General features: G+C 69.4%; 10 protein-coding genes. 3 read left to right on the top strand and 7 right to left on the bottom strand.

All coding sequences use genetic code 11. The features are described from left to right. The 3 genes from E1166_RS07155 to E1166_RS07165 form a co-directional block, all read right to left on the bottom strand. The coding region (locus tag E1166_RS07155) for a 4'-phosphopantetheinyl transferase superfamily protein (RefSeq protein WP_207914051.1) at nt 1-463 on the bottom strand (463 nt) is incomplete at its 3' end. Nucleotides 464-567: 104 nt separating this feature from the next. Next, complete coding sequence (locus tag E1166_RS31435; RefSeq protein WP_132336843.1) at nt 568-1965, bottom strand: family 43 glycosylhydrolase; 1398 nt, start codon at nt 1963-1965, stop codon at nt 568-570. A 60-nt stretch (nt 1966-2025) separates the two neighbouring features. Then, entirely contained in the window at nt 2026-3423 is a 1398-nt protein-coding gene (locus E1166_RS07165; protein WP_207914053.1) for a family 43 glycosylhydrolase, read from the bottom strand. A gap of 269 nt (nt 3424-3692) precedes the next feature. On the opposite strand from E1166_RS07165, the gene E1166_RS30790 reads away from it, so the two are divergent. From E1166_RS30790 to E1166_RS31855, 3 genes are all read left to right on the top strand, one after another. Further along, the gene (locus tag E1166_RS30790; protein ID WP_165944268.1) at nt 3693-3836 is read left to right on the top strand and encodes a hypothetical protein; all 144 of its coding nucleotides are present in this window, start codon (nt 3693-3695) and stop codon (nt 3834-3836) included. 176 nt (nt 3837-4012) lie between these two features. Beyond that, nucleotides 4013-5479, top strand: coding sequence for an RICIN domain-containing protein (locus tag E1166_RS07170; RefSeq protein ID WP_165944269.1), 1467 nt, complete (start codon nt 4013-4015; stop codon nt 5477-5479). A gap of 11 nt (nt 5480-5490) precedes the next feature. Further along, nucleotides 5491-6729, top strand: coding sequence for a cellulose binding domain-containing protein (locus tag E1166_RS31855; protein ID WP_132336847.1), 1239 nt, complete (start codon nt 5491-5493; stop codon nt 6727-6729). A 149-nt stretch (nt 6730-6878) separates the two neighbouring features. On the opposite strand, the gene ctaD is transcribed toward E1166_RS31855, so the two are convergent. The 4 genes from ctaD to E1166_RS07195 all read right to left on the bottom strand — a co-directional run bounded on the left by ctaD (nt 6879) and on the right by E1166_RS07195 (nt 12238). Beyond that, nucleotides 6879-8882 (bottom strand): cytochrome c oxidase subunit I, encoded by a 2004-nt coding sequence (gene ctaD / locus E1166_RS07180; protein ID WP_132336850.1) that lies wholly within the window; start codon nt 8880-8882, stop codon nt 6879-6881. 137 nt (nt 8883-9019) lie between these two features. After that, nucleotides 9020-9778: an alpha/beta hydrolase gene (locus tag E1166_RS07185; protein ID WP_132336852.1), complete on the bottom strand. Its 759-nt coding sequence runs from the start codon at nt 9776-9778 to the stop codon at nt 9020-9022. 166 nt (nt 9779-9944) lie between these two features. After that, nucleotides 9945-10919 carry a hypothetical protein gene (locus tag E1166_RS07190; RefSeq protein WP_132336854.1) on the bottom strand — a complete coding sequence of 325 codons (975 nt, stop codon included), beginning with the start codon at nt 10917-10919 and terminating at the stop codon, nt 9945-9947. Between the two features lie 323 nt (nt 10920-11242). Beyond that, the gene (locus tag E1166_RS07195; protein WP_132336912.1) at nt 11243-12238 is read right to left on the bottom strand and encodes a ribonucleotide-diphosphate reductase subunit beta; all 996 of its coding nucleotides are present in this window, start codon (nt 12236-12238) and stop codon (nt 11243-11245) included. Nucleotides 12239-12248 lie beyond the last annotated feature (10 nt).

Consider the following 12248-nt stretch of genomic DNA (forward strand, 5'->3'; position numbering starts at 1 on the left):
CCGCCATGGTGGGGCGGCCCGCAACGGTGGCGGTGAGCGCGGCGGCCGGTGGCAGCGGCATCGACCGGTGCAGACCGCCCTGACGCAGGCCGATGCCGAGCGCCTTGCCGACAGCCTCCTTCTGGGTCCACAGCGGCAGGAAGTGGTCGGGGTGCGCGGCGACCCAGTCCGCCTCCGGGCCGGAGAACCACCGCCGGGCGAGCTCGGCCGCGGGTAACGGACGGACCTGCTCGATGTCGATGCCCACCGGTCCGTGCCTGGCTACCGCGACCGCTGCCAGGCCCCGGCAGTGGCTGATGGTCAGGTGCAATCCCGGTGCCCCGACGACGTACGGACGGCCCGCCGGCTCCCGGCCGAGCGCGACCTGACGGGCGTCGACGCCGAGCGACCGGCCCGCGGCGTGCCGGGCCAGGTCGTCGGCGCTCATGACGTCGGACAGCCAGACCCCGATCGACTCTGACATGACGACCACCATGGCACAGTCCCGACCCGATGCGGAGGATGCGCCCGGATGCCGGTGCAGACGGCCCGGTGATGGCGTGGGCCACCACCGGGCGTCGCGCGTTACTAGCTGGTGATGTGGAAGGTGGCGTCGGCGCGGCCGATGGCGGTGCTGATGGGGTCGAGCCGGAGCAGGTAGTTGTAGTGGCGGAGGTAGCGGTCGGGTGAGCTGTAGGACTGGAACGATGCCGCCGTGGAGTCGGCCAACCCTGGCACCCGGCGGAACGTGGCGGACGCGGCGAAGGCCGCGGTGCCGTCGGCTGCGGCGAGGACCAAGTCGTTGTTGACGTGCCGCAGGTAGTAGCCCGGGTGGTTCACCGACTCGAACGACACGTAGCCGCTGGCCGAGTTGGCCAGCCCGGGTGCGATCCGCCACTGGGCGTCGGCTGCCGGGCTCACGTTCGGGTCGATGCGGACGTCGAAGTTGACGTGCCGCACGTACCGGTCGGTGAAGTTGTACGACTGCAACCGGTTGATGCCGGGGACGGGGTTGCCGACGCCGGTGCTGGTCTGGGCCACCCGTGGGATGGTGCCGTCGGGGTTGTGGCTGAGGTACTCCATTGCCAGGGAGCGGCGGAAGTCGCTTCCGCCGGGCAGGCCGTTGCGGTGGTATGCGATGTACCACTGGCCGTTGTACTCGGCGATCGACTGGTGGTTGGTGCTGACGTTGGTGTAGTCGAGGATGACGCCACGGTAGGTGAACGGACCCAACGGGCTGGTGGCCGTGGCGTAGTGGATCTGCCCCGGCCAGCCGGTGGAGTACGAGAGGTAGTAGGTGCCGTCGCGCTTGTGCAGGTGGGGTGCCTCGCCGTAAACGGTCGACCCGGTGATCGTGACGTTCTGGATGGCGCCCGACGTGGAGATCATGTCAGGGTTCAGCCGGACCACCTTCGGTGTTCGCGTGCCGAAGTACATGTAGGCCTGACCGTCGTCGTCGACGAACACCGCCGGGTCGATGGGCTCCTCGCCGGTGTTGGCGTCGCGTCCCTTTTCGATCATGGCCTCACTGCGGGCGTCGACGAAGCCGCTGACGGGGGAGGTGCTTCGCGCCACGCCGATCTTCGTCCGGTCCACCGGCAGGTAGAGGTAGTAGTAGCCGTTGCGTTCGACGGCCTCCGGCGCCCACGCGTACTGCCGGGCCCAACTGAACCCGCTGAGCGAGAACGGCGCGCCGTGGTCGGTCCAGTTGACCAGGTCGGCCGACGAGTACACCCGCCAGGCGGTGGAATCCCAGTACGTGCCGCTGTTGGTGGCGTCGTCGGTGGCGTAGATGTACACGCGGTTGTCGGAGACGAGCATCGAGGGGTCCGCGGCGAAACGGTTGACGATCGGATTTGCCGCGTGCGCCGGAGTGCTGGGTCCGACGACCAGCGTCCCTGCCGACACCACCACCGCGGTGGCGAGGTATGCCATGGCCCGTCCGGCCGCCGTCCGGGTGGTGGTCACGATCCGGACGGCGGCCACGCGACACGCCTCCGTGAATGCGGCGGCACGGCCGGTGAATACTATGGACATGAATGTCTCCTAGAGAGTCGGCAGGATCGGGCGGATCGTCCCGTCGGAATGGAACTCCAGGCGATCGATGGCGGCTTCCCGGTTGGTGCCGTTGCCGGCGGGCACGGCGAACCGGTGATAGGCGACGTACCAGGTGTCACTCCCGGGCGCACGGACCACGGAGTGGTGACCGGTGCCCTTGATGCCCGCGTCGAGGCGCTTCTGCAACACGATTCCCCGTTTGGTCCACGGCCCCAGCGGCGAGGGCCCGGTGGCGTACGCGACCCGGTAGTCCTCGCTGCGGGTGTCGTTCTCCGACCACATGAAGTAGTAGACGCCGTTGCGTTCGAACACGAACGGCGCCTCGTTGTAGCCGGCCGGGGTGATGACGCGCACCTGCGCCGGGTCGAACGAGACCATGTCGTCGTTCAGCGGTACGACCCGGGCGACCCCCTGCCCCCAGTACAGGTAGGAACGCCCGTCGGTGTCGGTGAAGACCATCGGGTCGATCGCCTGGCCGGAATACTGGCCACTGCGGATCAGCGGCTGACCCAGCGCGTCGCGGAACGGTCCGGTCGGCGAGTCGGCGACGGCCACGCCGAGGTGCTTGGCCGTGTTGCCGCTGGCGAGCCCGCCGCTGAAGTACAGGTAGTAGCGGCCGTTTTTGGCCGCGACGGCCGGGGCCCAGGCCGAGTTGTCCGCCCATGACACATCCGGGCCGTGGTCGAGGATCACGCCGTGGTCCGTCCAGTTCACCAGGTCGGTGGAGGAGAAGGCCTTGTAGTACGTGCCGCTCCAGCTCGCGTAGCCGTCGGTGGTCGGGTACAGGTAGTAGCGGCCGTTGAGAACCGTGAGGTGTGGGTCGGCGAACAGACCGGGGATGACCGGATTCTTCGTGGTCTTCGGTGCCCACGGCGCGGCGAGGCGGAACGAACTGTCCGCCCGGAACTGGGGATTGTCCTGGTAGGCGTCGAGCGTGAGCACGAAGTCACGGTGCCGGATCCGACGGTCCGGATAGTTGTACGAGACCAGCGAGATCGATCCGGCGACCGATCCGGCGACCGCGCAGAAGGTCGCGTCGGCGCGGAATGTCTGGTCCCCGGTGTTGGGGTCGACTCGCAGCCGCCAGTCCCGGTGCCGCAGGAACAGCCCGTCCTTGGTCTGGAACGAGTAGCACGTCGGCGAGGCCAGCCCGTTCACGACCGTGAAGGTGGCGTCCCGTTTGGTCTGGGCGTCGCTGCTGGCGGTCACCGCCGCGAGCTGGCCGGCGTTGTTGAGGTGTCGTACGTACCGGCCCGGATAGTTGACCGACTCCAGCGACTGGGTGGCGGTGGGCAACGACGCGGCAGCCGTGACGGGTTCCGGCGCGGCGAGCACCGTGCCGGCGATGGCCACGGTGAGTAAGGCGAGGGCGGAGGCGATTCGCATCGGCGGTGTCCTTCGTGACGGTTCGCTGGACGATGACAATGGCCGTCCGGTCCGGCCTTCGGAAAGATCAGCCACGACGGTTGTGGCGGTGGACGAAACATCACGTTCTAAGGATTGTCTTCGCTTTTGCGGGGTGTTAGCGTTCTCAGCCCCGGATAGGTAGCAGTAAGTGTCGCCACGGCGTCCAAACGTGTCGATCGATGAACTCCGGCATAGTGGTGCCGGTGTCGTGGGGCTTTCATCGAGGGTCTGGCGGTCTGAGGGCCACGGTGTCGACGCGTCGCCCCATCGCCGGTCGGTGTGCTGCTGCCGGCGGCACCGCCTCGCGGGATCTGCCCGCACAGAGCGTCACCACGTACGTCCTGCGCGCCGAGGGGCGAGTTGACACCGACGACGCCGGCGCCGAGCGGTGACGTCTGGTCAACCTGGTCGCGTGACCTTACCCGTAGGTCGGTCCAGCGCGCCGATGCCGCCCGGCGCAGCGAACCGACCGCCTGGCGACCGCCCGATCGACATCGATTCCCATCGCTTCCTATCGTACGGCAAGCGCTTTCCGGCTGTATCCGGAGGGCATCGGGAGGACGATCACATGGGGCCATCCAAACGCCTGTTCCACACCATCGCCAGGACCGTCGTCGCGATGGCGGTCGCGGCCGCCGCGACCGTCGCGGTGGCGGCTCCCGCCGACGCCGCGCCCGGAGACGGGTCCACCTCGGACCCGAACATCTCCTTCATCGGTCGCTGGGACCGCAGCTCGACCGCCGCGTTCGCGTCGAACTGGGCCGGGGCCTACCTGCGCACCGGCTTCACCGGAACGACGGTGCGGCTCAAGCAGCGCAACGCGGTGGAGTTCTGGGCAAGTATCGACGGCGGGCCGTTCGTGAACTACCGCAACGTCAGCGGGACGGTGAACCTGACCCCGACCCCGCTGCGCGCCGGCAACCACACGCTGGTGGTCTCCTACCGGCAGCGGGCCGGCTCGTACAACGGCGACGCCGTGTTCACCGGGTTGGTCCTGGACTCCGGCGCCCGCACGTATCCGCTGCCGGTGGCGCCGAAGCTGGTCGAGTTCGTCGGGGACTCGATCACCGCGGGCACGGGCAGTTCCCAGCTGGCCATCACGGACTACGCCTGGTTGGTCGGGGAACGGCTCGGCGTGGAGCACACCCAGATCGCCATCGGCGGAGCCTGCCTGGTCGCCGCGCCGGACGGTTGCTGGGGAATGGAGCGGCGGTACTTCAACATCGACGCGGGTAGTTCCACGCCGTGGGACTTCTCCCGCTACCGGGCCGATGCGGTGGTCATCAACCTCGGTACGAACGACGTGGGGCACAGCGTGTCGGGTCCCACCTTCCAGGCGTCGTACACGGCGTTCATCCGCAACATCCGCGCGAAGTACCCCCACGCCGCGATCCTCGCGCTGAAGACCTTCCGGGGCCGGTACGTGGCGGAAACCCAGGCCGCCGTGCAGGCGGTCAACAACTCCGGTGACCGCAACGTCTACTTCGTCAACACCGACGGCTGGCTGACCGCCGAGGGTCTGGGCGACGCCGTGCACCCCAACGACCGCGGTCACCAGATGATCGCCGACCGGCTCGCCCCGATCGTCGCGGCCCGCCTCGGCACGACCACGCCGACCCGCCAGTACAAGGTGGTCAACCGCAACAGCGGCAAGGTGTTGGCGGTCAGCGGCAACTCCACCGCCGACGGCGCGGCCGCGGTCCAGGCCACCGACATCGGCGCGGCAGCCCAGCGGTGGCAGCTCGTGGACGCCGGTGGCGGGTTCAACAAGCTCGTCAACGTGGCCAGCGGCAAGGTGCTCGACGTGAACGCCCGCTCCACCAGCGACGGCGCGGCCGTCATCCAGTACCGCGACAACGCCGGCACCAACCAGCACTGGCAGACCGTCCCCGTCGACGGTCACGTCAGGCTCGTCAACCGCAACAGCGGGAAGCTGCTCGAGGTGCCGGGCGGATCCACCGCCGAGGGGACCGCGCTAGTGCAACGCGGCGACAACGGCGGCACGAACCAGCAGTGGCAACTGGTGATTGGGTGAGGGGAGCAGTCATGCGGGTGTCGACACGTCAGCTCGCGACACTGATGGCGGTCGTGCTGGCGACCCTGGCCGGCGGTTACGTCGTGACCGGTCAGCTCGCGGTCGCGGCCGCGGCCGGATGCCGGGTGGACTACCGGGTGACCAGCCGGTGGTCGGGCGGCTTCGGCGCGGACGTCACCGTCACCAACCACGGCGACGCGATCAACGGCTGGACGCTCACCTGGAACTTCGTCACCGGCCAGGGCGTCACCCAGGCATGGAACGCCACGGTGACCCAGAATGGCGCGGCGGTGACGGCCAGGAACGCCGGCCACAATGGCGTCATCGGGACCAACGCGACGGTGAACTTCGGGTTCAACGGCTCCTGGACCACGGCGAATCCGGTGCCGCCGACGTTCACCCTCAACGGCACGGTGTGCGGGGGTGCCGCCACGCCCACCGTGTCGCCCTGCGCCGGGCCGTCGACCCCACCCGCGTCGCCGAGTAGCCCACCGACGTCGCCGAGCAGCCCATCCGCGTCGCCGGGCCGGGTCACCGTGTGGTTGGCCGGCGACTCCACGATGGCCAACCCGTCCGGCGGCGCTGCCTGCCCGGCCGGCTGGGGTGGCCAGTTCGCCCCGTACTTCGCCAACGGCGTCACGGTGGTCAACAGCGCGGTTGGTGGCCGCAGCATCCAGACCTGGCTGTACGACCCGAACGTCACCAGCAACAAGAACTCCGCCGGTGAGTGCATCGTCAGCCCGGCCACCTACTCGAGCCGTTGGCGGGCCATGCTCGACCGGTCTACCGGGATGAAGGCGGGCGACTACCTGTTCATCCAGTTCGGCATCAACGACGGGACGAGCACCTGCCCCCGGCACGTGGGATCGGCTCGGTACAAGGAACTGCTGGGGGTGATGGCCCGGGCGGCTCGCGAGCGTGGCGCCCACCCGGTCTTCCTCACGCCCGTCGCCGCGATCAGGTGCAACGGGAACACGGCGGTCGGCAACCGGGGCTTCCTGACCGAAACGTTCGACGCCGCCGTCGCGAACGGCAACGTGCCGGTCATCGACCTGCACCGGCTGAGCTACACGCTCTACAACCGGCTCGGTCTGTGCCCGAACAACGGCGACTACACGCAGGGCCCGGTGGGCGCGTTCTTCTGCAACGACCACACCCACTTCGAGGCGGCCGGCGCCCGGCAGATCGCCGGTGTCGTGGCCGGCGCGGTGCGCAACCAGCGGCTCGGCCTCGCCGCCTATCTGCGATGACGGGTTCCGACAGGAGATGACAGGATCCGCCGGGACGCGGAGCGTCTCGGCGGATCCTGCGCGTACCGCGCTCAGCGCACTGCCGCCCGCCCGAGCCGCCTCGGGCAGGCACGGCCACGGTGGCCAGTTCCGCCCCGGGGCCTGGTGGGCTACCGCTCGTCGGCTCCGGTGCCGCCCTCGGGCCGTTGCCACCGGTCACCGGGATCTGTTGGGCTACGCTCTCCGCCCCAGGGGTCGCGCTCGGGTTCGTCGGTCTGGTCGAAGCTGGGCCGTCGGATGTGTTCGGGGTCGGGTACCTCCACCGGTCGCGCTCCGGACTCCGGGGCCGGCTGGTACTCGGTCACCTCCCGAGGGCCGTACGCCCCCTGCCGCTGGGGCGGTTCGGGAACCCGTTTCTCGGCGTGGAGTTCCTCACGCAGGGTCTGCCGGGGTTCGACGTCGCGTTGCGGCAGGTCGCGGCCGAGGTCGGCGACGTGCGGACCGTACTTGGCGTCGAAGGCGGGTCGTTCGGAGCGAATGCGCAGCATCGCGTCGAAGTTGCGTAACGGGGGTGGGCAACTGGTGGCCCACTCCAGCGAGTTGCCGAAGCCCCACGGGTCCTGCACGGTCACCCGAGGGCCGTAGCGCCAGGACTTCCAGGCGTTCCAGATGAAGAACAGCGTGGAGATGCCGAGCACGAACGACCAGACGGTGGAGAACATGTGCATTCCGGTGAAGCCGTCCTGGGGCTGGTAGTCGGCGTAGCGGCGGGGCATGCCCTCGGCCCCGAGCCAGTGGTGGACCAGGAACGTGCCGTGGAAGCCGGTGAACATCGTCCAGAAGTGGATCTTGCCGAGGCGTTCGTCCATGAGTCGGCCGGTCATCTTGGGAAACCAGAAGTAGATTCCGGCGAAGAGGGCGAAGACCACGGTGCCGAACACCACGTAGTGGAAGTGGGCGACGACGAAGTAGCTGTCGTGGACGTGGAAGTCCGCGGGTGGGCTGGCCAGCAGCACGCCGGTCAGTCCACCGAGCAGGAAGGTGACGAGGAAACCGATCGCGAACAGCATCGGGGTCTCGAAGGTCAGTTGTCCCTTCCACAGGGTGCCGAGCCAGTTGAAGTACTTCACCCCGGTCGGTACGGCGATGAGGAACGTGGTGGCGGCGAAGAACGGCAGCAACACCTGGCCGGTGGTGAACATGTGGTGCGCCCAGACGATCATGGAATAGCCGGCGATGAAGATCGTGGCGGCGACCATGCCCTTGTAGCCGAAGAGCGGCTTGCGGGAGAAGACCGGGATGATCTCGGTGACGATGCCGAAGAACGGCAGCGCGATGATGTACACCTCGGGGTGGCCGAAGAACCAGAACAGGTGCTGCCAGAGCATCGGCCCGCCGGTGGCCGCGTCGTAGACGTGGGCGTTGAACAGCCGGTCGGCCATCAGTGCCAGCAGGGCGGCGGCGAGCAGGGGAAAGACCAGCACCACCAGGAGGCTGGTGATCAGCATGTTCCAGGTGAAGATCGGCATCCGGAACATGGTCATGCCGGGGGCGCGCAGGGTCAGGATCGTGGTGATCAGGTTGACCGCGCCGAGGATGGTGCCCAGGCCGGAGACGGTCAGCCCGACGACCCACATGTTCGCGCCCACGCCGGGCGAGTGCTCGACGCTGCTCAGCGGGGTGTAGGCGGTCCAGCCGAAGTCGGCCGAGCCGCTCGGGGTCATGAACCCGCCCATGACCATCAGCCCGCCGAAGAGGTACAGCCAGTACGCCAGGGCGTTGAGCCGGGGGAACGAGACGTCGGGTGCGCCGATCTGGAGCGGCACGATGTAGTTGGCGAATCCGAACGCCGCCGGGGTGGCGAACAGCAGCAGCATCACGGCACCGTGCGAGGTGAACAGCTGGTTGTACTGCTCGGCGGAGAGGAGCTGCATTCCGGGCCGGGCCAACTCGGCCCGGATCAGCAGCGCCTCCACCCCGGCGGCGACGAAGAACCCGAACGACGTGAGCAGGTAGAGCAGTCCGATCTGCTTGTGGTCGGTGGTGGCCAGGAACTTGATCAGCGATGCGCCGGGCAGCGGCCGCCGCAGCGGCCCCGGATAGCCGCCGGACATGGCCGGAACGAGCACCGCCGGCCCGTGGTCCCGTGCCGGCTGCGCCGTCCGATTCGACATCTCGCTCGCCTCACCCTGGTATTGGAGATGGGGCGAATGCCCCTTACATTGCTAAACGGAGTAATGCCACACTACCGGCACGGATCGGTCCCGTGCGTCGGATGCGGGTGAGCCACCCGACCAGCGGCTTCACCCCGTCAGAGCAGACCGGCGGCGGCCGCACGGGCGAACCCCTCCGGGTTGTCGAGCATGACGTTGTGGCCGGCCGCCGGGACCGTCACGACCCGCACGCCGGCGGCGGTGAGCCCATCCGGGTCGCGTACCGCAGCGCCCTGCTCGCCCTGGATGAACGTCCGGGGGATCGACAGGCGCTCCAGCATCCGCCGCATGGTGGGCCGGGTCGCCGCAACCAGGTGTACGGCGCTGCGGTACAGGCCGACCGGGTCGGCGAGTCGCATGGTGGACGCCCAGAGCGGTCCGACCCGGTCGAGGGTCTCGGTGAGACCGCCGGCAAGGAACTCGTCCTCGGGGTACGCGTTGATGCCACTGCCCCCGACCACCGGTGCCGGGCTCGGCTCCAGGTTGGCCTCCACCAGCACGAGCCGGCCGACAAGGTCGGGCCGGTGGTGGGCGAGCACGACCGCCACCCCGCCGCCCATGCTGTGCCCCACCACGTCGGCCCCGCGGACCCCGGCGATGTCCAGCGCCGTGGCGAGGGTGGCGGCGTGCTCCTCCAGGGTGTAGCCGAAAGCCCGCGGGCGGTCGCTCAGCCCGTGGCCGAGCAGGTCGACGAAGAGCGACCGGTGCCCGGCCAACTCCGGCCGGGTGGCCACCGGGACGAAGTACGGCGCGGACATCGCCCCCAGGCCGTGCAGGTACACCCGTGCCGGCGCCTCGCCGGACACCTCCACCCACCGCATCCGGGCCCCGCCGGGCCCCACCACCGCGTCGCGCATCTGTCGGTGCACACCTCCGCGCCGAGGTGACTCGGCCTGGGCAATGGGGGTTCGGTCTACCCGGCGAACCTCGGCCCGAACCTGCCGGCGGGTATCTCGCACGTCCATGGCGCGCCGAGGCGAACCGGGCCGCACGGCCTCGCTGCTCGTGCGGACTGTCGGGGTGTCACCGGCCGACGAGCAGGGACGCCAGCTTGGCCGTGCTCTGCCGGATGGAACCAGGGCCGCTGCCGCTGTCGATCAGCACCCGCCGGCAACCGTCAATCTCCACGCAGACGAACCCGGTGCCCAGGTGCAGCACCGCGAAGCGGCTGCCCGGCGTGCCGCACTCGGCGGCCGGCCCGGCGGTGGAGAGCTCCCGCCTGATTTCCGTCCACCGGGCGGCGGGCAGTTCGCGACCCGACTCGAACTCACCGGCGGGCTTTGCGCCACCTCGCTCGTCCTCCGAAACGCGATAGACGCAGACGCGTATGGACGCGCCGTCGGCGGGCAGCGGGCCGGGCGTGGTGTCCTGGCCGACGCCGTCCTGGTCCGTCGCCCACACCATGTCCGACCACCGCTGGCTGCACCCGCTGGCGGCGGCCGCATCCGACTCCAGTTCGCGCAGCACCCGCGTGGTGACGCGCCGGGTCGATAGCTGCTCGTAGGCGGTGCGAAACTCTGGGCGAGGCTTCCCGCACGGGTCCGTCGGCACGCCGGGGCGTACCCAGCGACCCTGCGCGTCCAGCAGCACCAGCCACGGCACGAACGGCATCTCCGCGGTGCAGGCGTCCACCGGCGACGTGTCGTCCGGCAGTAGTAGCGCGGCCACCAGGCGGCCCACGTCGTCCGCGCGCTCCTCGACGGCGACCAGATCCGAGCCGCCGGTGGGCCGCTGTCGCGGCTCGGCCCGGCAGACGGCCGCGGCCACGGGCCGGAACCCGTCCTCCAGAAACGGCAACGAGAGCGCCGCCTGGCTGTGGTCGAGGTCGGCCTCCTGCCCGGCCGTGGCGGTGGCGCATGCCTCCCACCTCGGCTGAACCGTCGGTGGCCCGGGGGAACGTTGCCACGCCGGCACGGTGTCGCCGGCCGGTGCCGTGCCGGCGCAGCCGGCCACCGCCAACGGGAGCCCGACGAGTAACGCCGCTGCGCGACCGGTCATGACAACCCCCGTCATCAGGTGGTGCAGCGGCGGCAGGTTCCGCACGCCGCATACCTAGCTATCTTCAGGTGCGTACGGGCGCCCTGACGCCACCGCCTCAGGATGGCAGGGCAGCGGCGCCCAGGCACGTAGGCCGAACCGTCGGCCAGGGCCGGTGGATTCCACCGCACGTCCGGTGACTCGCCAAAGTCGCCTGGCAGTGAGGACGTACGTGAGTGCCGCACCGGACGGTGAGCCGGGCGCGGCCCGCCCGGCGCGGATCGAGGTGATCCGCGCCGGGCGAACCGTGCCCACTGCTCCCCCTGGTGCTGGCCGACTGCCGGTCAGAAGTCGTCGTCGAAGGTGACGCTGCCGGTGACGCCCACCTGGTACGCCGACACCCGCCGCTCGAAGAAGTTCGACAACTCCTGGACGTCCTGCAACTCCATGAACGCGAACGGGTTCGTCGAGCCGTACAGCGGTGCGATGCCGAGCTGGGCGAGCCGGCGGTCGGCCACGTGCTGCAGGTACTGTCGCATGTCCGCCGGGGAGAGCCCGGAGACGCCCTGTTCGAGCAGGTCCTCGGCGAACTGGGCCTCGCACTCGACGGCCTCGGCGAGCATGTCGCGTACCTGGGCGGCCATCTCGTCGTCGAACAGGTCCGGTTCCTCACGCCGGACGGTGTCCACCACGTCGAAGGCGAACGCCATGTGCATGGACTCGTCGCGGAACACCCAGTTGGTGCCGGAGGCGAGGCCGTTGAGCAGCCCTCGGGAACGCAGGAAGTAGACGTAGGCGAAGGCGCCGTAGAAGAACAGGCCCTCGATGCACGCGGCGAAGCAGATCAGGTTGAGCAGGAACGCCCTGCGGTCGTCCCGGGTCCTCAGCTCGCGCAGCTCGAAGATGGAATCGATCCAGCGGAAGCAGAACTCGGCCTTGCGCCGGATCGAGGGGATGTTCTCGATCGCGGCGAACGCGGCGAAGCGCTCCTTCTCGTCGGGCACGTAGGTGTCGAGCAGGTTCAGGTAGAACTGGACGTGCACCGCCTCCTCGAAGAGTTGCCGGGACAGGTAGAGCCGGCCCTCCGGGGAGTTCACGTGCTGGTACAGGTTGAGTACCAGGTTGTTGGCGACGATGGTGTCGCCGGTGGCGAAGAACGCCACCAGCCGGGACACCAGGTGCTGCTCGGCGGGGGAGAGCCGGGCCAGGTCGGCGAGGTCGGAGTGCAGATCGACCTCCTCGACGGTCCAGGTGTTCTTGATCGCGTCCTTGAACCGGTCGAAGAAGTGTGGGTACCGCATCGGGCGCAGGGTCAGGTCCATGCCGGGGTTGAGCAGCATGTGCCGGGTG

This window comes from Micromonospora sp. KC213, assembly GCF_004348325.1.
Classification (GTDB): Bacteria; Actinomycetota; Actinomycetes; order Mycobacteriales; family Micromonosporaceae; genus Micromonospora.